The 21,824-nt window shown below is 70.2% G+C and carries 16 protein-coding genes; 8 read left to right on the top strand and 8 right to left on the bottom strand.

Translation table 11 applies throughout. From position 1 onward, the window contains the following. The first annotated feature begins 65 nt into the window (after positions 1-65). Both ACI2LP_RS26355 and fxsT read left to right on the top strand, forming a co-directional pair. Complete coding sequence (locus ACI2LP_RS26355; RefSeq protein ID WP_404727020.1) at positions 66-1,433, top strand: TIR-like protein FxsC; 1,368 nt, start codon at positions 66-68, stop codon at positions 1,431-1,433. Then, the gene (gene fxsT / locus ACI2LP_RS26350) at positions 1,430-5,404 is read left to right on the top strand and encodes an FxSxx-COOH system tetratricopeptide repeat protein (protein WP_404726979.1); all 3,975 of its coding nucleotides are present in this window, start codon (positions 1,430-1,432) and stop codon (positions 5,402-5,404) included. The genes ACI2LP_RS26355 and fxsT overlap by 4 nt, the downstream gene beginning before the upstream one ends. Positions 5,405-5,431: 27 nt before the next feature. Here the strand turns inward: fxsT and ACI2LP_RS26345 are convergent, their stop codons facing one another. The 3 genes from ACI2LP_RS26345 to ACI2LP_RS26335 form a co-directional block, all read right to left on the bottom strand. Further along, complete coding sequence (locus ACI2LP_RS26345; RefSeq protein WP_404726978.1) at positions 5,432-6,295, bottom strand: alpha/beta fold hydrolase; 864 nt, start codon at positions 6,293-6,295, stop codon at positions 5,432-5,434. Between the two features lie 119 nt (positions 6,296-6,414). Then, complete coding sequence (locus tag ACI2LP_RS26340) at positions 6,415-6,822, bottom strand: CoA-binding protein (protein WP_404726977.1); 408 nt, start codon at positions 6,820-6,822, stop codon at positions 6,415-6,417. 161 nt (positions 6,823-6,983) lie between these two features. After that, positions 6,984-7,388: a DUF5997 family protein gene (locus tag ACI2LP_RS26335; protein ID WP_404726976.1), complete on the bottom strand. Its 405-nt coding sequence runs from the start codon at positions 7,386-7,388 to the stop codon at positions 6,984-6,986. A 58-nt stretch (positions 7,389-7,446) separates the two neighbouring features. Between ACI2LP_RS26335 and ACI2LP_RS26330 the strand changes: the two genes are divergently transcribed. Further along, a complete protein-coding gene (locus ACI2LP_RS26330) occupies positions 7,447-8,214 on the top strand; it encodes a LysR substrate-binding domain-containing protein (RefSeq protein WP_404726975.1) in 768 nt (255 codons plus the stop codon). 56 nt (positions 8,215-8,270) lie between these two features. On the opposite strand, the gene ACI2LP_RS26325 is transcribed toward ACI2LP_RS26330, so the two are convergent. Then, on the bottom strand, positions 8,271-10,238 hold the full coding sequence (locus tag ACI2LP_RS26325; protein ID WP_404727019.1) for an ABC transporter ATP-binding protein: 1,968 nt from the start codon (positions 10,236-10,238) through the stop codon (positions 8,271-8,273). A gap of 573 nt (positions 10,239-10,811) precedes the next feature. On the opposite strand from ACI2LP_RS26325, the gene ACI2LP_RS26320 reads away from it, so the two are divergent. Genes ACI2LP_RS26320 through ACI2LP_RS26310 form a run of 3 tightly spaced genes read left to right on the top strand, consistent with a single transcriptional unit; the run spans position 10,812 to position 15,835 of the window. Then, positions 10,812-11,438: a YigZ family protein gene (locus ACI2LP_RS26320; protein ID WP_404726974.1), complete on the top strand. Its 627-nt coding sequence runs from the start codon at positions 10,812-10,814 to the stop codon at positions 11,436-11,438. A gap of 60 nt (positions 11,439-11,498) precedes the next feature. Next, positions 11,499-12,665 carry an exonuclease SbcCD subunit D gene (locus ACI2LP_RS26315; protein ID WP_404726973.1) on the top strand — a complete coding sequence of 389 codons (1,167 nt, stop codon included), beginning with the start codon at positions 11,499-11,501 and terminating at the stop codon, positions 12,663-12,665. Further along, positions 12,662-15,835, top strand: coding sequence for an AAA family ATPase (locus ACI2LP_RS26310; RefSeq protein ID WP_404726972.1), 3,174 nt, complete (start codon positions 12,662-12,664; stop codon positions 15,833-15,835). The genes ACI2LP_RS26315 and ACI2LP_RS26310 overlap by 4 nt, the downstream gene beginning before the upstream one ends. 10 nt (positions 15,836-15,845) lie before the next feature. On the opposite strand, the gene ACI2LP_RS26305 is transcribed toward ACI2LP_RS26310, so the two are convergent. Beyond that, on the bottom strand, positions 15,846-16,292 hold the full coding sequence (locus ACI2LP_RS26305) for an Lrp/AsnC family transcriptional regulator (protein WP_404726971.1): 447 nt from the start codon (positions 16,290-16,292) through the stop codon (positions 15,846-15,848). A 94-nt stretch (positions 16,293-16,386) separates the two neighbouring features. Between ACI2LP_RS26305 and ACI2LP_RS26300 the strand changes: the two genes are divergently transcribed. Beyond that, positions 16,387-16,869, top strand: coding sequence for a rhodanese-like domain-containing protein (locus ACI2LP_RS26300; RefSeq protein ID WP_404726970.1), 483 nt, complete (start codon positions 16,387-16,389; stop codon positions 16,867-16,869). 79 nt (positions 16,870-16,948) lie between these two features. Here the strand turns inward: ACI2LP_RS26300 and ACI2LP_RS26295 are convergent, their stop codons facing one another. Both ACI2LP_RS26295 and ACI2LP_RS26290 read right to left on the bottom strand, forming a co-directional pair. Further along, positions 16,949-18,631, bottom strand: a complete 1,683-nt coding sequence (locus ACI2LP_RS26295; protein ID WP_404726969.1) for a DUF885 domain-containing protein — start codon at positions 18,629-18,631, stop codon at positions 16,949-16,951. A 63-nt stretch (positions 18,632-18,694) separates the two neighbouring features. After that, on the bottom strand, positions 18,695-19,177 hold the full coding sequence (locus ACI2LP_RS26290) for an Lrp/AsnC family transcriptional regulator (RefSeq protein WP_360870632.1): 483 nt from the start codon (positions 19,175-19,177) through the stop codon (positions 18,695-18,697). A 59-nt stretch (positions 19,178-19,236) separates the two neighbouring features. Between ACI2LP_RS26290 and ACI2LP_RS26285 the strand changes: the two genes are divergently transcribed. Next, positions 19,237-20,436 (top strand): trans-sulfuration enzyme family protein, encoded by a 1,200-nt coding sequence (locus ACI2LP_RS26285; protein WP_404726968.1) that lies wholly within the window; start codon positions 19,237-19,239, stop codon positions 20,434-20,436. Here the strand turns inward: ACI2LP_RS26285 and ACI2LP_RS26280 are convergent. Beyond that, positions 20,372-21,763 carry a GNAT family N-acetyltransferase gene (locus ACI2LP_RS26280; protein WP_404726967.1) on the bottom strand — a complete coding sequence of 464 codons (1,392 nt, stop codon included), beginning with the start codon at positions 21,761-21,763 and terminating at the stop codon, positions 20,372-20,374. The genes ACI2LP_RS26285 and ACI2LP_RS26280 overlap by 65 nt on opposite strands. Positions 21,764-21,824 lie beyond the last annotated feature (61 nt).

Here is a 21,824-nt window from a genome sequence, read left to right as displayed (position 1 = left end):
AATCGACGTTTCCTACACTGAGGCTCCATCCAGCTGAACCGGGGGAGACGTTGGTGCTTGGATCCATGGGGGCGGGGGGAGATGGGCCAGAACCATACTTTTTCCTCAGCTATGCGCATACGCCCAAGAATCATCCCAAGGACAAAGACCCGAACATCTGGGTGGAGAGGTTCTATCGCGATCTGTGCGCCCACGTGCTGCAGCTGACCTCGCTGCCGGCCGGTGTACCGGCCGGATTCATGGATCAGCAGATGCAGCCGGGCGACGGCTGGCAGGAACGGCTCTCCGAGGCGCTGGCGCGCTGCAGGGTCTTTGTGCCGCTCTACTCGCCGCGCTATTTCCTGAGCGAGCAGTGCGGCAGGGAATGGTTTGTCTTCTCCACCCGGGCCGTGCACCACCAGGCGCGCGGCAATGGCAGCCCGGTGAGCGGGATAGTCCCCGCGCTCTGGGTGCCGGTGCCTGCGAAGCAGTTGCCGCAGCCTGCCGAGCGGCTGCAGTTCAACCACGCCACCTTCGGCGACGACTACGCCGACGAGGGGTTCTACGGGCTGATCAAGCTCAGATATCTGCGGGACCAGTACGAGCGCGCGGTCTATCTGCTGGCGAAGCGGATCGTCAGCGTGGCCGAGCAGACCCGCATCGCGGAAGGCGACCCGCACCAGGACTACGGGGCGATGCCCAGCGCGTTCGGGCCGCCCGGTCCCGCGCGGGAGATCGACGTCTCCGTACTCGCCTGTTCCCAGTCCGACTTACCCGAGGGCCGTGGCACCGACTGCTACGGCCCACGCCCGCGCGACTGGAATCCGTACCACCCGAAGTCGTCCAGGCCGCTCGCCGACCACGCCGTCGACCTCGTCCGGAACCTTGACTACCGCGTGCGCGTAGGGGAGTTCGAGGCCGATGCCGAGCGCCTGCTGGCTGCCGGCTCGCCACGGGCACCGGGACTGCTGCTGCTCGACCGCTGGGCGCTCGAAGCCCCGCACCGCAAAGAGCTGCTGCGGCGGCTCTGTGCCGAGAGCCGCCCGTGGATCAGTGTCATGATCCCCTGGAATCGCGAGGACCCCGAGTCCCAGCTGCGGGAGGACGAGTTGCGCGCGGGCATCGACGAGTCACTGGCCCCGAGGCAGGAGGAGAGCGGCGGGCATCGGTCGCCGAGTGGCGGTCTCCCCACACTGGAGGTTTTCAGCCAGGAACTGCCCGGCGCGGTCAAGGCCGCCGAGAAACACTATGCGGCCCATGCGCGCACCTATCCACCACAGGGGCCCAGCGCTGCGATCCCGCGAGTGCTTCCGTCCGGGGTCGGCTACGGCGCAGGAGTTCCGGCCTCCGGAGCCCCGGCTTCCGGCAACCCCGCCGCCGGAGGTCCGGCATCCACCACCCGCGACGCGGACCAGACAAAGGGCAACGCCGACAAGGGGGAGGGATCGTCGTGACAGAGAACCGCGAAGGCACCATTGTCACTTTTTATTCATACAAGGGCGGCACGGGCCGCACCATGGCGCTGGCCAATGTCGCCTGGATTCTGGCGGCCAACGGCCACCGGGTGCTGGCCGTCGACTGGGATCTTGAAGCACCCGGACTGCACCGCTTCTTCCATCCGTTCCTCGACCTTTCCGATCTGGAGGCCACTCCGGGGCTGATCAATCTGATCACCGAATATCAGGAGGAGGCCCGGCGGGCCGCGGAACGCGAACCGGACTGGCACCGCGACTACGCCCGCGTCAGGCCGCATGCCACCTCGCTCAGCTGGTCCTTTCCGCACGGCGGCAGCCTTGACTTCCTCTCCGCCGGCCGACGCAACCGCGACTATTCGTCGACCGTCGGAAGGATGGACTGGGACGACTTCTACGAGCGTTTCGGCGGCGGGCAGTTCTTCGACGCGATGCGCGGCGACATGCGACGGCACTACGACTACACCTTGATCGACAGCCGGACCGGGCTCAGCGACATCGCCGATATCTGCACGGTCCAGATGCCTCAGGTCCTGGTGGTCTGTTTCACGCTCAGCGACCAGAGCATCGACGGCGCCTCGGCCGTGGCGCGCGACATCGAGGAGCGGTTCCACGACAAGCGCATCCGCATCCTGCCTGTGCCGATGCGGATTGACGACGGCGAGAAGGAGAAGGCCGACGCCGGACGTGCGCTGGCCCGGGAACGCTTCCCGGGGCTTCCCGCCGGTCTGAGCGGGGAGGAACTGACCAACTACTGGGGTTCGGTGGAGATTCCGTACCGCCCGTTCTACGCCTATGAGGAGATCCTGGCGACCTTCGGAGACGCGCCGAACATCTCGAGTTCGATGCTCACCGCCTGCGAACGGCTCACCTCCGTGCTCACCGACGGTCAGGTGAACACACTGCCGCCGATCGACGAGGCGGAACGGCTCACGCATGTGATGGCCTATACCCGGCGACGGCCGGCTCCGCCGTCGAATGTGGTGCTGACCTATGTGGCAGAGGACCAGATGTGGGCCGACTGGCTGGAGTCGGTGCTCACCCGCGCCGGCTTCCATGTGCTTCCGGTCGACGTCCGTACGGCCCAACTGACCAGGATTGAAACGGAACTTGCGGCGGGCGGGACCTACCGGGTGCTCCCCGTCGTCTCGCAGGCCTTTCTCAGCTCCCGCCGGGCAGGGAACCTGTGGGAGTCGTTCATGAGCCTCGACGCCTCGGGTGCCCGGCGTCAGCTGGTCCCGGTGCGCGTCGGCGACGTACGGCTGAGCCTGCCCATCTCCAGCCGCGGTGTCGTCGACCTGGTGCGCCTCGACGAGGCCGAGGCGGCGGCCGCGGTGCTGTCCGCGCTGGACCGTGGGGAGTCGGCCGCTGCGCCGGTGGCCGCGACCGGTGGGGCGCGATACCCCGGCGCCGTTCCCAAGGTCTGGAACGTACGGCCCCGCCACGCCTGGTTCACCGGCCGCACCTCCGTACTCGACCGGCTGCGGGACCAGTTGCGCGGCGACACCCACTCCGCCCAGCGCTTCCCCCAGGTCCTGTACGGACTCGGCGGCGTCGGCAAGACGCAGGTCGCCCGGGAGTACGCGCACCGGTTCCGGTCCGACTACGACCTGGTCTGGTGGGTGGAGGCGGAACAGCCCGACCAGGTGGTTTCGTCGCTGGCAGATCTGGCGGCCGAGCTGGATCTGCGGGCCGGCGACGTGTTCGCCGAGGCGGCCCAGGCGGCGATGCAGGCGCTGCGGCGCGGTGTTCCGTACTCCCGGTGGTTATTGATCTTCGACAATGTGGATGATCTTGATCAGGCGCTGAATCTGCTGCCCGACGACACCGCTCCCATCCCCAACGATGTGTACGGCCACGTTCTCGCCACCTGCCGCAACAAGCCGGTGTCGACGCGGCTGGAGGCGATGGAGGTGGAGGTCTTCACCCGCCCGGAGAGTGTGGAGCATCTGCGCCGCCGGGTGTCGAAGCTGCCGGCCCGGGACGCCGACCTGGTGGCCGAGGCCGTGGGTGACCTCCCGCTCGCGGTGGAGGTGGCGGGCGCCTGGCTCGCGGAGACGGCCACTCCCGTGGACTCGTACGTGGAGCAGCTGAAGGAGCAGAGCACCAAGGTTCTTTCGCTGGGCACGCCCGAGGACTACTCGCAGCAGATCGGCGCGACCTGGAAGATCTCCATCAATCGGCTGCGCGAGGAGTCGAGGGCGGCGGTACGGCTGCTTGAAATGTGCTCGTTCTTCTCCGCCGAGCCGATATCGATGCGTCTGATCGGCAGCGACTCCATGTTCCAGTCGCTCCTTCCCTACGACCCCGACCTGCGGGAACGGTACATGCTGGGCAAGGTCATCCAGACGCTGAACAGATTCGCCCTGGCCAAGGTGGACCCGGCGGACAGCAGCATCCAGGTCCACCGGCTCGTCCAGGCCGCGGTCCGGGCCGAACTCTCCCCGGACGAGCGGGAGAAGGCCATGCACGAGGTGCACCGCATTCTCGCGGAGGCCAGGCCCGCGGAAGGAGTGGACAGCGACAACCCGGTCAACGACCCCAAGAGCTGGCCGAGTTTCGAGCTGATCTGGCCCCACCTGGGCGCGTCCGGCATCGCGGACTGCGACGAGGAGAACGTACGGCAGTTGATGGTGGACCGCGTCCGCTATCTGCTCAAGCGCGGTGAACTGGAGAGCGCACGAGTCCTGGGCTCGCAGCTGAACCAGACCTGGACCCGCGACCTGGGCGAGAACGATCTTCAGACGCTGAACATCCGCTTCGAGCTGGCCAACGCGCTGCGCGCACAGGGCAAGTACCAAGAGGCCCGCGAGATGGACGAGGACACCCTCGAACGACAGATCCAGGTACTCCACGAGGACCATCCGAACGACGACCACCCCAGCATTCTGATCACCACGGGGAGCCTGGCCGCCGACCTGCGCGCCCTGGGGAGGTTCGACGAGGCGCTCGGACGCGACCTGCGGATCTACCACGGACTCCGGCAGATCTTCGGCGAGAATCACCCGCGGACGCTCATCGCCGCCAACAACCTGGCGATCGACTACCGGTTGACCGGCGACAGCGAGCGAGCGCGCCGGCTGGACGAGGAAACGGTGGAGCGCCGCAGCGCCCTGCTCGGGGAGGAGCACCCGTTCACCCTGACCACCAAGGGACATCTCGCCCGTGACCTCAGGGAGACCGGCGAGTACCGGTCCTCCGTGCAGGTCCTGCGCGAGGTGGTGGCCGCATTCGAGCGGGTGCTGAACGCGGATGTGCCCGAGGTGCTGCGTACGGCCAAGAGCCTCGCGGTCTCCCTGCGCAAGGCGGGCTACCCGCACGAGGCGAAACGCATCACGGAGGAGACGTACAACCGCTACCGGGAGCGATACGGAACGAAGGTGCCCGACGCCCTGGCCTGCGGCCTCAATCTGGCCGCCGACTACTCGGCGGTCGGCGACAAACAGGCGGCCCTGGACCTCGCCTGCCAGATCCTTCAGGGATACCGGGACACGCTGGGCGAAGACCACCCCTTCACCCTGGCCTGCCGGAACAACGTGACGATCTATCAGCGTGGACTGGGCGACGCGGCGCAGGCGGCGGAGGCGGGCGAAGGAGTCCGCACGGCACTGGAACGAACGCTGGGGCCGCGCCATCCCTTCACCCTGTGCACCGCGATCAACCTTGCCAACGCCTATGGCGACCTGGGGCAGCAGGACCGCGCGGAAATGTGGGAACGGACCGCTCTCGAAGGCCTGTTGCAGCGCTACGGGCCGGATCATCCGGACGTACTGGCGTGCCGGTCCAATCTCGCGATCACGCTGCGTGCGGCAGGCCGGGAGGAGGAGGGGCAGCGGCTGCGCGCCGAGATTCTGGCTTCGGCCGCCAAGCAGCTGGGCGTCGAGCATCCGATCACGGAGGCGGCCCGGGCATGGCGGCGCATCAACCGGGACCTCGAACCGCAGCCGGTCTGACTCGGCCGGGAGGAAGCGACGGGCGGCTCAGCGGGTGGCCCAGCTCAGTACCTGCGTGAGCACCCGCAGCGCCCCGAAGTGCGCTGCCCCCCGCTCGATCACCAGCTTCGCACCGGGAATCCGCTCGGCCAGCCACCGGGTGTGCTGCACCGGGGCGAAGACATCGTCCTCGCCGTGCCAGAGCAGCACCTTGGCTCTGATGTCCTCGGGCCGGAACTCCCAGTCGGTGCTGAACGACATCACGTCGTCGATCCAGCCGCCGGCCGAACTGCGCAGCCCCTCGGCGAAGTTGCGCACCAGCATGGCCCGGATGCCCGCATCGGCGACGATCTCGCGGTCCGACTCGGGCAGCCCGTGGCGCATGGCGGCGACCGAGGCCATCGGGTCCGCCCGGATCGTCACCGTACGGAATTCCAGCGCGGCCGACAGCTGGCGGTGCCCGGCCGCCGCGTTGATGTACTCGCGGACATTGGACTCGGTCATGCCCTCGAACCAGTCGAGGCCCTGTGCATCCCGCGGAGCGAGGCCGACAAGGGCAGCCGTCCGCACGCTGCGCTCCGGCAGCAGTGCGGCGCAGGCGAGCGCATGAGGGGCGCCGCCGGACCGGCCGACGACGGCGAACTCGGTGATGCCGAGCTCGTCGGCGATGGTTTCGACATCGGCCGCGGCATGGGCCACGCTCCGTCCGGGTAATCGGTCGGACGCACCGTAGCCGGGACGGTCGAAGGTGATCAGGTGCACTCCCAGCCGGTACAGCACCGCACTGCGGGGAGCCGGTCCCAGCCGGCTGCCAGGGGTGCCGTGCAACAGGAAGACCGGTCTGCCATGCGGGTTCCCGTGCCGCTCCACTGCGAGAGTCCGACCGTCCCGGGTGCGAATCTGCTGCCCCAACTGGTGCCTCCCCCTCCGACCGATAGGGGCAAGTATGGGCGCACTGCGAGGGCGCGGTACATAGGTCCGGTCCGCACAACCCATGGGCGCTCCGGCAGCGCTCTCGTCCGGTCCCCGGCTCAGCCCAGCCGGGGGATCTCGATCGCCGGGCAGCGGTCCATCACCATGTCGAGGCCGGCCGCGCGGGTGCGCTCGTACGCCTCCTCGTCGATCACTCCGAGCTGGAACCAGACGGCCTTTGCGCCGATGGCGGCGGCTTCGTCGGCGACCTGCCCCGCCAGGGTGGAGTTGACGAAGACATCGACGACATCGACAGGGAAGGGGATGTCGGCGAGCGTCGCATAGCCCTGCTCGCCATGGACCGTTTCGGCCTTCGGATGGACCGGGACGATGCGCTTGCCGTAGCGCTGGAGGACGTCGGCGACGCCGTATGCCGCTCGGCGCTGGTTCGACGACAGGCCCACGACCGCCCAGGTGTCGCCCAGCTCGGTGAGGATCTTGCGGATCGTTGCTGGGTCGCCGTACACGGTCGGCCTCCTCGGCTTCCTGAAAGGTCTGCTGTGGCTGGCAACAGTGGCTACAGGAGTGTGATTCCCGGTGAGACGCCGAGGACTTCCAGGGGGCGAGAGAAGTCAGGAACGCGGTCGGCGCGGTTGGAGGTCAGGAACGCCGTCGGCGGTGTTGGGGGTCAGGAACGCGGTTGGCGGGGTTGATCGCCTCGCTCCGCGTTCTTCTCCTTGATCCGCACGGCTTCCTTCCGGACCTCGGCCTGGGTGGCGCGTTCCTTTTGCAGCCACTCGGGAAGGTCCCGCTTCAGCGCGTCGATCTGCTCCGTGGTGAGGGCGTCCGTGACTCCGCCACGCGCGAGACCCGCGATGGAGACGCCCAGCTTCGCCGCGACCACCGGCCGGGGATGCGGGCCGTTGCGTCGCAGTTCCACCAGCCACTCGGGCGGATCGCCCTGCAGCGCACTCAGCTCGTCGCGCGAGACGACACCTTCCTGGAACTCGGCGGGGGTGGCCTCGAGGTACACACCCAGCTTCTTTGCCGCGGTGGCGGGCTTCATCGTCTGGGCGGTCTTGTGCGACGTCATGGTGTCAAGAGTATCGAGCGTGTGCGCTACCTCTGACCATGACCGGTAGCCTGGCGCAGTGACAGGCTCGGAAGTATCCCCTTCGTTCCGGCTCGCGTATGTCCCGGGAGTGACGCCCACGAAGTGGGTGCGGATCTGGAACGAGCGGCTGCCCGACGTCCCACTGACACTCATCGCCGTGTCCGCCGCCGAGGCACCCGACGTGTTGCGGGGCGGCGGCGCCGACGCGGGTTTCGTGCGGTTGCCGATCGACCGGACGGACCTCAGCGCGATCCCCCTCTACACCGAGACGACAGTCGTGGTGGTCCCGAAGGACCATGTCGTGGCAGCGGTCGAAGAGGTGTCCGCCGAGGATCTGGCCGACGACATCGTGCTGCACCCCCTCGACGAGACCCTCGACTGGGAGCAGCGGCCGGGACGGCCCGCGAACGAGCGTCCCGCCACGACGGCGGACGCCGTCGAACTGGTGGCGGCAGGAGTGGGGCTACTCGTCGTCCCGCAGTCACTTGCCCGCCTGCACCACCGCAAGGACCTCACGTATCGGCCGGTCTCGGACGCCCCCGAGTCGCGCGTCGCGCTGTCGTGGCCGGAGGACGAGACCACCGACCTGGTGGAGGACTTCATCGGGATCGTCCGCGGGCGGACCGTCAACAGCTCTCGGGGGCGCTCCCCGGTCCCGGCACCGGCTCAGCCGAAGCGCAAGCGCCCCGATACGGGCGGCGCACGGCGGAAGCCCGCAGCCGGCAAGTCGACCGGCAAGAGCCCACGGAGTGGTTCCGGCGGTTCCAAGGGCGCCAAGGGCGGCAAACCTCGTCGCCGCTCGTAACTCCCGCCTCGCGCATCCGTGGGCTCCGGCCGGCGTTCACGGGCCGGACAATTTGATCATGAGTGCTCCGGGACAGTCGGTGTGCCGGGACGAGGAATGGCGGGGCGGGCGGCCGGGGCGTACTGAGCGGCCTGGGTGTGGAACATCGCGGCATACCGTCCGTTCGCCGCGATCAGTTCGTCGTGGCTGCCGTGTTCGGCCAGGCGGCCCTGGTTGAGGACGTAGATGGTGTCGGCGTAGCGCACGCCGGACATGCGGTGGGTGACCAGGACGACGGCGCGCCGGGGGCCGGCGAGGCGCCGGATGCGCTCGAATGCCTCGATCTCCGCCTCGGGATCGAGTGCGGAGGTCGGCTCGTCGACGATCAGGATGGTGTCGGCCGGGCAGGTCTCGGTGCGCCAGTGGGTGCGGGCCAGCCCGATCTTCTGCCACTCCCCGCCGCTGATCTCCGATGCACCGCGGAACATCCGGGCCAGCAAGGTCTTCAGTCCGTGGGGCAGTTTCGCCATGACCGGCGTCGCGCCGGCATAGCCGACCGAGGGCTCCAGTTCCTCGTGGGAGGCGGCTTGGTGAGGACGCCCGATCTGGATGTTCATCGCGGCGGTCACCGGCCAGCGCTGGAAATCCTGCGTGAGCAGGGTGACCCGTTCGAAGAGATGGGACCGGTCCAGATCCGTCACCTCCACGCCGCCCCAGCGCACGCAGCCGCTCTGCGGCAGCAGCAGCCCGGCGAGGATCTTCATCAGGGTGCTCTTGCCGGAGCCGTTCTCGCCGACCACCGCGATCACGGAGCCCATCGGTACGGTCAGCGACACCTCGTCCAGCGCGGGCTCGTCCCGGTCGGGGTACTGGTAGCTGACCTTGTCCAGGGCCACCTCGTCCATCCGTACGGGCACGCTCGCACCTCCCTGGGGGATGGCACGCTGCGCCGCCTCGGTGAGGAACCGGTCGTGGTCCTGGACGTACAAGGACTCCTCGTGCAGCTGGTTGATGTTCATCACCAGCGCCCCCAGGCTCGCCGAGCCCGACCTGACAGCGATCACGGCGGTGCCGGCGACCGCAAGCTCCATATGGCCGGCCACGATGAGCCAGCCCATGACCCCATAGGTGCAGGCCATGGCGAAGCCGGAGAGTGCCGCGGCCACCAGCTCGGTGACCGCCTTGTCGTTGGCGAGCCGCTTCTGTTCGGCCTCGGCGCTCTCGGCCATGTCGCGGTAGCGGTCCAGCAGGAACGAGCCGACCCCATGGATCCGCACCTCCTGAGCCGCGGTGCGCTCGGTGAGGAGATTGCCGATGAGGCGGCTGGCCCGCATGTGCTCGACCCAGGTCATCACCGACACGTACCGCTCCTGCGCCACCCGCATCGCACCCCACCCGCGCGGGGCGGCGATCAACAGCAGCATCGGCAGCAGCGCCGGGTGCAGGACGGTGAGGACTCCGGCGGTGGCGATCAGGGCGATCGTGCCGTTGAGCGCGGCGACGCAGGCCCCGATCATGCGCCGGGCGGAGGCGGCCCCGTACTGCGCCACGTCGATCAGACGGCGGAACTCCGGGTCCTCGATCGCCTCCAGTTCCACCGCGGTGGCCGCTGCCAGGTATTCGGTGGTGGCCAGTCGCTCCACCAGTGGTTCCAGGCGTCCGGCCCGGGAGGTGGACCAGCCCGCGAGGCCGGCGTTGACCACCGCGACGGCCGCGACGGTGATCAAGGCGGGCAGGGCCGTATGCAGCCGCTCGACCGGGGTGCCGCCGCCGAGCAGAGCGTGCATCACCGCGTTGACCGCGAGCAGGCTCACCGCGGCCGCGATGCCCTGCCCGATCTCGCTCACCCCCACCCCCAGCAGCGACGGCCGGTCCGCCTGCCAGGCCCGGTGCAATGTCCCGCGGACCAGCCGCGGCATGACCCGGATCGCCGTGAGCATCGTCAAGTCCAGCCAGGCCCGCTCATGTTCGGACCACCCCGTGTCGTACCGCAGCGGCCCTCCGAACAGCTCCCGCTCCGCCTCGGAGACCGTGGGCTCGGTCATCCGTACCCGCCCGAAGAACCTCTTCACGCCGCATCACTCCCGCCCGGGACCCAAGGGGTGACGCTCGCGACCCGGCCGTCGCCGGGCCGCGGTAACCACGACGCCGGCGGCGTCAGCCTGAGTGACGTCGACTGGTTTCGGAAACGGGAACTGTCGTACACACACGGGTCGATGACAGGCGAAGCGAGCGGATCCACGACGTCTCCTCACGGGACAGTGGGGATGAGAGTGCCCGGAGAACGTGCCTGATCAACACCCCGTCACGGCGCCGGACGGATGATTCTTCGGGCGAAGGTTCGATTGTGGCGCAGGGGTGGGCGCCGCTTTCAGGGATTGTTCGGCGGCGGCGCGTCTGGAGCGTGCGGAGCATCGCCGCCCGCTCCTCCTGGTGCTGCTTGTTCGGCGGGTCGGCCGGGTTGGCCGTGGCTAGGGTGACCACCCCGCCCCGCCGAGCACGACGGCGCCCACGGTCAGCCAGACTCGGCGCTTCATGCTCAGTGGTCGGTACGTATGCGATGTACGCCTCGCATCCCCTCCGCGCCTGCCGCTCCGTGCGGCGCATAGGGTGGCCGGATGCAGGAGCAGTACCGGACGGTCGCCCGCGAGGGTGTGCACGAGACCGAGATCAACAGATCGCGCTTCATCTGCGCGCTGGCGCCCGCCGCGACGGAGGACGAGGCGCAGGCCTTCGTCGCACGCATCCGCAAGGAGCACCCGACCGCCACGCACAACTGCTTCGCATACGTCATCGGCGCCGACGCTGCCGTGCAGAAGGCGAGCGACGACGGCGAACCGGGCGGCACGGCCGGTGTACCCATGCTGCAGATGCTGATGCGGCGTGAGGTCCGTTATGTCGTAGCTGTGGTCACTCGCTACTACGGCGGTGTGAAACTCGGCGCGGGTGGGCTGATCAGGGCCTACGGCGGAGCGGTCGGCGAAGCCCTGGACGCGCTCGGCACCCTCACCAGACAGCGCTTCCGGCTCGCCACCGTCACCGTCGACCACCAGCGGGCGGGCAAGCTGGAGAACGATCTGCGGGCGACCGGACGCGATGTGCGCGAGGTGCGGTACGGGGAGGCCGTGACCATCGAGATCGGTCTGCCCGACGCCGATGTGGACGCCTTCCGCGGCTGGTTGGCCGACGCCACGGCGGGCACGGCGGGGCTGGAGCTGGGCGGTGAAGCATATGGAGACGCCTGAAGGTGTGGGGACGCCTGAAGCCGCCCGTGATGTCCGACCCCACCGATACTCTCGGGGATCATGAGATTCCTGCATACGTCGGACTGGCATCTGGGGCGGTCGCTCCACCGGGTGAGCATGCTCGACGCCCAGTCCGCGTTCCTCGACCACCTGGTGGCGACGGTGCGCGAGCGCGACGTGGACGCGGTGCTGGTCGCAGGAGATGTGTACGACCGGGCGGTGCCTCCGCTCACGGCCGTGGAGCTGTTCGACGAGGCGCTGCACCGGCTCGCCGGAGCGGGCGTGCCGACCGTGATGATCTCCGGGAACCATGACTCGGCGCGGCGGCTCGGCGTGGGCGCCGGGCTGATCGAGCGCGCCGGAATACACCTGCGCACCGACCCGGCCGGATGCGCCACCCCCGTGCTGCTCGGCGACGCGCACGGCCCGGTCGCCTGCTATGGGCTGCCCTATCTCGAACCCGCCCTGGTCAAGGACGAGTTCAAGACGGAGAAGGCGCACCACGAAGCCGTCATCGGAGCGGCGATGGAGCGGGTACGGGACGACCTCGCGAAGCGCGAGCCGGGCACCCGGTCCGTCGTCCTCGCCCATGCCTTCGTTGCGGGCGGCCAGGAGAGCGACAGCGAGCGGGACATCACCGTCGGCGGCGTGTCCGCGGTGCCCGCGGGGGTCTTCCACGGCGTCGACTATGTCGCCCTCGGCCATCTGCACGGCTGCCAGACCATCACCGAGCGCGTGCGTTACTCGGGCTCGCCCCTCGCGTACTCCTTCTCGGAGTCGCAGCACCGCAAGACGATGTGGCTCATCGAGCTCGGCGCGCAGGGCGAGATCGGCGCGGAGCGCATCGACTGTCCCGTGCCGCGGTCCCTCGCCCGGCTGCGCGGAACGCTGGAGGAGCTGCTGGAGGACCCGGCGCTGGAGGCGCACGAGCAGTCGTTCGTCGAGGCGACCCTCACCGACCCGGTGCGCCCGGCCGAGCCGATGGCGCGGCTGGCCGAGCGCTTTCCGTACGCGCTGAGCCTCGTCTTCGAGCCCGAGCGCTCCGACGACGACGCGGACGCCTCGTACGCGCAGCGGCTGAAGGGGCGTGACGACCAGCAGATCGCGGAGGACTTCGTGGCCCATGTGCGCGGCGGCAGCGGGCCCGACGACCGCGAGCGCACGGTGCTGCGCGGCGCGTTCGACTCCGTACGGGTCGAGATGGGCGTGCGCGAGGTGGCCGGATGAGACTGCACAGGCTGAGCGTCACCGCCTTCGGCCCGTTCGGCTCCGGCCAGGAGGTCGACTTCGACGCGCTCTCCGCCGCCGGCATCTTTCTCCTCCATGGGCCGACGGGCGCCGGCAAGACGTCTGTCCTCGACGCCGTCTGCTTCGCGCTGTACGCAGCGGTGCCGGGCGCGCGGCAGAGCCCCGGGGCATCGCTGCGCAGCGACCATGCCGCAGCCGGGACATACACCGAGGTGTGCCTCGAACTGACCGTGGGCGGACGGCGGTTGGAGATCACCCGGCGGCCCGCGCAACCGCGCCCCAAGAAGAAGGGCGCCGGCTTCACCACCGAGAAGGCCCAGAGCTGGCTGCGGGAGTACGACTTTGAGGCGGGGGAGTGGAAGGCGCTCAGCCGTTCCCACCAGGAGATCGGCGACGAGATCACCCAGCTCGTCGGGATGAGCCGGGACCAGTTCTGCCAGGTGGTGCTGTTGCCGCAGGGCGACTTCGCGCGCTTTCTGCGCGCGGATGCGGAGGCGCGGGGCAAGCTGCTCGGGCGGCTCTTCGACACCCGGCGGTTCGCCGCGGTCGAGGAGCGCCTTGCCGAGCAGCGGCGCGGGGCCGAGCAGCAGGTGCGGGCCGGTGACGAGCGGCTGCTCGCGATCGCCCACCGGATGGAGCAGGCCGCGGGCGCGTCGGCGGGCGACTGGCCGCCGCCGCGCCGGCAGCCGGGCGATCCCGGTCTCGCCGCGGCCGTCCTGGAATGGGCGGCCGTCGCCCGCGCGGGCGCGCGAGAGCGGCTGGACATCGCCGGGTGCGCGCTGGCCGCGGCGGAGAGCCGGCAGGCCGCAGCCCGCCATGCGCTGGAAGCCGAACGGGAACTCGCCGGGCTCCAGGAGCGCTACGAGGACGCCCGGCGACGGCAAGCCGCGCTGGAGGCGCGGCGTCCCGAGCGGGAGCAGTTGCAGGCCACCTTGCAACGGGCCCGCAAGGCGGAGCTCGTCGAACCCGCGCTGCGGCTGCGGGACGACGCCCAGCGGGACCACCGGGTCGCGAGCGCGGACCGTGAGCGGACCCGGGCCGGGCTGCCGCCGGAGTTCGCCGAGGCCGGGGCGGAGCAACTGGCTGCCCTGGAGCGGGGTCTTCGCCAGGACCTGGGCGGCCTCGACGCCGCGCGGCGTGCGGAGCGACGCAGCGCTGAGATCACCCGCGAACGCGCGGACCTCGAACGCCAGGCGCGGGCGGACGACGACATCCTCCAGGACGCGGCGGGCTGGCTGGCGAACTGGGCAACCGTACGCCGCACCCACCAGGACCGGATCGCGGCGGCGCAGGATGCCGCCACCCGCGCTGAACACCTCGCGGGCCGGCTCGACCCCGCCCGCCGCAGACTGCGCTCGGCCCGCGAACGGGACGAGCTGGCGGCCCGCACCGAGCAGGCCGAGGAACTGGTGCGCTCGGCCCATGAGCAGGCCAACGCGACCCGCGAAAGCTGGCTCGACCTCAAGGAACGCCGACTGCGGGGCATCGCGGCGGAGTTGGCGACCGGCCTGGTGCCGGGCGATCCGTGCGCGGTCTGCGGCTCGCCGGACCATCCCGCCCCGGCCCGCGCCGGTGCCCGTCATGTGGACCGCGCGGCGGAGGAAGCGGCGTACGCGGACTACACGCGCGCGGACGCGAAGAGAGGGGCGGCGGAGCGCGAACTGGCGGTGGTGCGGGAGGCGTTCGCAACCGCGAGAAACGAGGCGCGGGCCGGGCGGGGCGCTGAGCTCGGCGCGCCGGAAGGCGATGCGGCGTCGGGGGGCTCGGTCACGGCGGCCAGGCCTGCGGAGGGCTCGGCGCCCGGGGCCGGCCGTGAGGCCGATGAGGCGGCGGGCAGGCCCGCCGGAGACGGCTTCGCGGCAGCTGAGTCCCGCGATCCCGCTGTGCGCGAACTGGCCACCCTCGTCCAGCAGTTGGAGCTCGAGCACTCGCAAGACCACCGCATCGCCTCCGGAATGCACGCCGCCCGCGAAGCCCTCGATCAGGCCGAGCGCGAGCACCAGGAACGGCTTGCCGCGCAGCAGCAGGCCGAGCGGCGGGTTGCCGCCCGTACTTCGCAGCGGGAGGCACTCGAGCGGGAACAGGCCGCGCTCGAAGGTGAGTTGGCCCTGGCCAGGGGCGGCGCGGGCAGTGTTGCCGAGCATGCCGCGCTGTTGGAGCGCCGGGTGCGGCTGCTCGGCGAGGCCGTCGATGCCGTGCGGGCCTTCGACGTCACCGCGCAGCGGCTGAAGGAGGCCGACGACCGGCTGGCCGACGCGGCGTTCCGGGCCGGGTTCGACACTCCGCGTGCCGCGGCCGCCGCGCTGGTCGGCGATGCGGGGCAGCGCGACCTGCAGCATCGTATCGACGCCTGGCAGACCGAGGCCGCCGCCGTTGCCGACCGGCTCGCCGAGGCGGAGACCCGCAGTGCCGCCGAGCATCCGCCCGCCGACCCCGAGGCGGCCGGGGCGGCTCACGACGCGGCCGAGCGAGTCCTGCGCGACGCCGCGTCCGTGCTCGCCACCGCCCGCGACCGGTGCGCGGAACTGGCCCGGCTGTCCCGCCAGGCCGTCGCGGAAGTGCGCGGACTGGGCCCGCTGCGCGAGGAGTACGACCGGGTCGCCCGGCTGGCCGGGCTTACGGCCGGCACCTCCGCGGACAACGAACGCAAGATGCGGCTCGAGTCGTACGTTCTCGCGGCCCGCCTCGAACAGGTCGCGGCCGCCGCCACCGCACGGCTGCAGCGCATGTCCTCCGGCCGCTACACCCTCGTGCACTCCGACGCCCGGGCCGGCGGCAAGCGCTCCGGGCTCGGGCTGCATGTAGTGGACGCCTGGACCGGCAGCGAGCGCGACACCTCGACGCTCTCCGGTGGCGAGACCTTCTTCGCCTCGCTCGCCCTCGCGCTCGGCCTCGCCGACGTTGTCACCGACGAGGCCGGGGGCGTACGGCTGGACACCCTCTTCATCGACGAGGGCTTCGGCAGCCTGGACGACCAGACCCTGGACGAGGTGCTCGACGTACTCGACTCACTGCGTGAACGGGACCGCAGCGTCGGCATCGTCAGCCATGTCGCCGATCTGCGCCGCCGTATCCCGGCACAGCTGGAGGTCGTCAAGGAGCGGCACGGTTCGGTGGTGCGGCTGCGCTCGGCCCCGCTCAGCGGCTGACCGGCACTGCTCAGCGGCTGAGCGGCCGGCGCGGCAGTGGCGAGGAGTAGACGACGCTCGTCGTCACCGAGCCGAGCGCGCCGATCCTGCCCGCGACCTCTTCGAGATGGCGCATGGACCGGGTGGCGACCTTCAGTACGAAGCAGTCGTCGCCGGTCACATGGTGTGCCTCAAGAATCTCGGGCGTCGTGTCCAGCAGATCGTGGAACGGCTTGTAGTTGCCGTGGGGATAGCGCAGCCGTACGAACGCGAGGACCGGCAGGCCCAGCCGCTCCTGGTCGACCACCGCGGTGTACCCCGATATGACGCCCGCCTCCTCCAGTCGCCGCACCCGCTCCGTGACCGCGCTCGCGGACATGGAGACGGCCCTCGCCAGCTCGGCGAAGGTGGCCCGGCCCTGGTGCTGGAGGGCATGAAGGATGCGCCAGTCCGTGGCGTCCGGTGAATATCCGGTCATGTGAGAGAGATAGCAGCGCAATCCCCGGCCGATCAAGACAAGTGCCGGGGAATCTCACTTCAGCCGCACCATCACCGACCGTAGATTTTCCGTCATGACGACAACGCAGCTCACTACCAACCCTGTCCTTCGCGTTCCGCCGGCCCGGCCCGCCGCCGCGGCCGCCTACTTCCGCGCCGACCTGGCCTTTCACGCCGATGTCTCCGACGTCGCCTCGGTGCTGGCGTCCGGCGGCGACCCCGGATTCGTCGTCCTCGACTCCCGGTCCACCGAGTCCTGGGACCAGGGGCACGTTCCCGGTGCGATCCACCTGCCGACCGCGCTGATCCCCGAGCAGGCCGAGCAGCTGCTGGACAGGTCGGTGCCGGTCGTCACGTACTGCTGGGGCCCGGGCTGCAACGGTGCGACCCGCGCCGCGCTGGCCCTCGCCGAACTCGGCTACCAGGTCAAGGAGATGCTCGGCGGGTTCGAGTACTGGGCGCGTGAGGGCTTCGAGTTCGAGACCTGGGAGGGCATACAGAAGCCGGCGGCCGACCCGCTGACCGCGCCGCTCGCCGCGGGCGACTGCGGCTGCTGATCCGCGAGCCGTTGGGGTCGACGGCGACAACGGCGGCCGGGCTCATGCCATGCGGGCGAGCCCGGCCACCACCCGAACGTCAGAGCTTGGAGAGCTCGTCGACCAGATCGTCCAGCCCCATCGAACCCTGCGAGAGCGCGGCCATGTGCCACGCCTTCGCGTCGAACGCGTCGCCGTGCGCCCGGCGAGCGTTCTCGCGGCCCAGCAGCCAGGCCCGTTCACCCAGCTTGTAGCCGATCGCCTGGGCCGGCATCGACAGATACCGCGTCAGCTCGCTCTCCACGAACTCCGCCGGCCGCCCGCTGTGCCTGCCGAAGAACTCCTGCGCCAGCTCCGGAGTCCAGCGCTCGCCCGGATGGAACGGCGAGTCCGCCGGAATCTCCAGCTCCAGATGCATGCCGATGTCGACGATCACCCGACACGCCCGCATCATCTGCGCGTCGAGATAACCGAGCCTGCGCTCCGGGTCGGGCAGAAAGCCCAGCTCGTCCATCAGCCGCTCCGCATACAGTGCCCAGCCCTCGGCGTTGGCGCTGACGCCGCCGACCGTCGCCTGGTAGCGGGAGAGCTGATCGGCGACATGCGCCCACTGCGCGATCTGCAGATGGTGGCCGGGCACACCCTCGTGGTACCAGGTCGACACCAGGTCGTACACCGGGAAGCGGGTCGCGCCCATCGTCGGCAGCCAGGTCCGGCCCGGCCTGGTGAAGTCCTCCGAGGGGCCGGTGTAGTACGGGGCCGCGGCACCGCCGGGCGGAGCGATCCGGGACTCCACCTTCCGTACCCGCTCGGCGAGTTCGAAGTGCGTGCCGTCCAGCGCCTCGATGGCCTCGTCCATCAGCTTCTGCAGCCAGACCCGCACCTCCTCGACGCCCTCGATGTGCTCGCCGTGCACATCGAGATGCGCAAGTGCCTCCCAGGGCTCCGCGCCGGGAAGGATCTTGTCCGCCTCGGTCTTCATCTCGGCCAGCAGCCGGTGGTATTCGGACCAGCCGTACGCATACGCCTCGTCGAGATCGAGGTCGGTTCCGTTGAAGAAGCGCGACCAGCGGGCGTAACGCTCGCGGCCGACGGTGTCGGGCGCGTCCGCGACCGCCGGCGCGTAGACATCGCGCATCCAGTCGCGCAGGTCAGCCAGGGCATCGGTGGCCGCGCGGGCCGCTTCGTCGAGTTCGGCGCGGAGCGTGAGGGGGCCGTCCGCGACGAAATCCTCGAACCAGCTGCGGCCGGTACCGAGCCAGTCCGTCATTTGGCTGATATTCGTCTGTGTGGCACGTGGGCCGCCGAACAACTTGCGCTCAAGTCCCAGTGCCAGTGAGGCCCGGTAACCCTCAAGCGCATGCGGCACCGCACGGAGCCGCTGCGCGATGGCCGTCCAGTCCTCCTCGGTCTCCGCCGGCGTCACGGTGAACACCTCGCGCACCGTATGTACGGGCGAGCGCAGATTGCTCACCGTGCGCAGCCCTTCATCCGCCTCGTGAACAGCGAGTTCGGCCGTCAGACGCTCCCGTAGCAACCGGCCGCAGCGCCGCTCCGCATCGCTCTTCGCGCCCGGCAGCTTCTCGGCGTCGTCGAGCCGGGCGAGCGTCTCCCGGGCGAGTTCGGCGAATCGCTCCTGACCTGCGGGGGAGTAGTCGGGAAGGAGGCCCGAGCTCTCCTTGATCCCGAGAAACGTGCCAATGGTCGGATCGAGTTCGATGAGTGCGTCGACGTACGCGTCGGCGACCTGGCGCGGCAGCGCGCTGCTGAGGGTGACTGGCATGCGCACATCCTCATACGAGTGGGGCCCCCGCGTCACCATCATCGGATCTCAGCGGCCTGTCAGTCACCCCTGCGTGGCGGGCGGAAGCAGCGGGCCACAGTCCCACTGCTGGAAGATCAACCGGGTCTCTACACGGGCGACTTCGGGCCGTGAGGTGAACTCGTCCACGACCAGGCGCTGCAGATCCGCCGTGTCCGCCACGGCCACATGCACCAAGTAGTCGTCCGGCCCCGTGAGATGGAACAGCGCCCGCGACTCGGGCAGTGCGCGGATGCGTTCCACGAACGGGCCGATCAGTTCGCGCCGGTGCGGACGCACCTGGACCGAGAGCAGCGCCTGCAGGCCGCGCCCGAGCCGGGCCGGGTCCAGTGCCAGCCGGTGCCCGAGGATCACACCGGAGCGGCGCAGCCTCGCCACCCGGTCCAGACAGGTGGAAGGAGCCACTCCGACTTCCGCCGCAAGATCGCGATAGGTGGTCCGGGCGTCGTTCTGCAGCAGGCGGAGTATCTGGAGATCCACCGGGTCGAGAGCGACAGTTTCAGCCATTTGCCGAACGTAGCACGGGCTCAGGCCAAAACCATCCGGTCAGTGTTCACAGTGCCGCCATGGAAAACACCGCCTTCACCGCCCACACCCCCCGGGCGCTGGCCACCGAAGCAGTCCACGCCGGACGCGAGGACCTCGCGCAGCTCGGTCTGCACGCCCCGCCGCTGGACCTTTCCACGACCTACCCGTCGTACGACGCCGCAGGCGAGGCGGAGCGGATCGACGAGTTCGCGGCCACCGGCGCCCGCCTGGAGGGGCCGCCCGTCTACGCCCGGCTGGACAACCCGACCACGGCGCGCTTCGAGACGGCGCTCGCCCGGCTCGAAGGCACGGAGAGCGCGGTGGCCTTCGCCAGCGGGATGGCGGCGCTCACCGCCGTACTGCTGGTACGGGCGAGCATGGGGCTGCGGCATGTCGTGGCCGTGCGGCCGCTGTACGGATGCAGTGATCATCTGCTCACCGCGGGGCTGCTGGGGAACGAGGTGACCTGGACGGACCCGGCGGGCATCGCGGAGGCGATTCGGCCCGACACTGGTCTGGTGATGGTGGAGACGCCGGCCAATCCGACCCTGGCGGAGGTTGATCTACGGGCGCTGCGGCACGCGTGCGGCTCCGTCCCGCTGCTCGTCGACAACACCTTCGCCACACCGGTGCTCCAGCGGCCGGTGGAGCACGGCGCCCGGATCGTGCTGCACAGCGCCACGAAGTATCTGGGCGGGCACGGCGATGTCATGGGCGGCGTGGTGGCCTGCGACGAGGAGTTCGCCCGCCTGCTGCGGCAGGTCCGCTTCGCCACCGGCGGAATTTTGCACCCCATGGCCGGATATCTGCTGCTTCGCGGACTGTCCACGCTGCCGGTGCGGATAAGGGCCGCGTCCACCACCGCCGCCGATCTGGCCTGTCGGCTGGCCGCCGATCCGCGTGTCGCTCGCGTCCACTATCCGCAGGTGGGCGGCGCGATGGTGTCCTTCGAGGTGTTTGGCGACGCGCGCCGGGTGATCGCGGGCGTACGGCTGATCACTCCCGCGGTCAGCCTCGGCAGCGTCGATACGCTGATCCAGCACCCCGCCTCCATCAGCCACCGCATTGTGGCTGAGGGAGACCGGCGCTCGGCGGGCGTCAGCGACCGGCTGCTGAGGCTGTCGGTCGGTCTTGAGGACGTCGAGGATCTGTGGCGCGATCTGACCGAGGCCCTCAGCGCTCAGCCTGTTCGAAGCGGGAGCGGGGACGTGCGGCGGTCGCGCCCAGTCGGGCTGTGACCACCAGCGTGCCCTCCTCGATCTGGTAGTCGAGCGGCAGGCCGAGGCCGCGCATGGCCGCGACCATGGCGGTGTTCGAGGACTGGGTGACGGCGTACACGCTCTCGCAGCCGGCCTCGACGGCGAGGGCGACCAGCCGGCCGAGCAGTTCCGCGCCGATGCCGCGGCGCTGCCAGTCGTCCTCGACGAGCAGCGCGACCTCGGTCTCGTCGCCGTCCCACAGAAGATGGCCGAGGGCGACGAGCCGGCCGGAGGTCGTCTGCACGGCGAGAGTGCGGCCGTAGCGCGGGCTGAGCAGGTGGTTGAGGTAACGGCCGGCGTCACCGACCGGGCCGTGGTAGCGCATGCTCAGGGTGCGGTCCGAGCAGCGCTCGTGCATCGCCTTGGCCGCCTCGAGGTCACCCTGGTCGACACGGCGCACGGTGATCTCGTTGCCCTCGGGGAGGGTGAGGACGTCCTGGCTGCGCGGGATGCGGGGGCCGAGCCGGGCATCCAGCTCGACCAGGGCGCGGGCCCGGGCGAACTCCGTGGGCGTGAACGGGAGATAGGGCCGCTCGACGGTGATGGCACCGCCGTTCGGGTCGCGCAACCGCATCACGGTGTCCTCGAGCACGCCCTCCACGGGCGGGGTCTCGCCCGAGGGCCGGCCGCTGAGGGTGACGGCGGGCACCGAGTGGATCGTGCAGCGGCCGAGCAACTGGCGCAGCGCGAGGGGAAGTTCGGCCGCGTCGAGCGCGGTGCGGGTGGCGAGGCCGAGCACCCGGGTCGGGGTGTCGACGAGATCGTGGGTGTCGGCGCGCTCGATCCAGGTGTTGCTGCCGCCCGCTGACGAGACCTCCCGGGTGAGCTCATGGGCCTGCAGCGTCGCGGGGGCGCGCAGCAGGAACTCGTCCACCGTGCCCTCGGCGAGCGGGTGCGTCTGGAGGGTGAGGATGTCGACCCGGTGCCGGGCGAGTGCGGTGCACAGTGCGGCCAGGCTGCCGGGCCTGTCCCGTACGGTCGTACGCATCCGCCACAGCACGGTCTCGTACAGGTCCTCCTCGGGTTCGGTCGCGGCAGCGCCCTGAGCCGCGGCCCCGACGGTATCCGTGGCGTGCTTCGGAGGGGCATGACTGTGGCGTCGTGCCCACCATGTGTGGAAGGTGGCCGTGGCGACGAGGGCCACGGCCGAGACGACGAGCAGGAACGGGCCGTCCGGCGCGTGCCCGATCATGTTCGCGACAGCGTCGGCGACCGCCACAGCGGTGAACAAGGCCGCCAGCTCGACCAGATCCCGCCGCCAGTAGTGTGGACGGCGGGCACTCTTCGCAGAAGTCACATCTGTCATGCCCTCACTGTGGCCGAACGGTGTTGCGTGATCACGAACGCTTTGTGACTGATGGGTAAAG

Origin of the sequence: Streptomyces sp. NPDC019890, from assembly GCF_044903445.1 — a bacterium.
Classification (GTDB): Bacteria; Actinomycetota; Actinomycetes; order Streptomycetales; family Streptomycetaceae; genus Streptomyces.
Note: the sequence above shows the minus strand (reverse complement) of the source record. Positions and strands in the feature narration are given on the sequence as shown.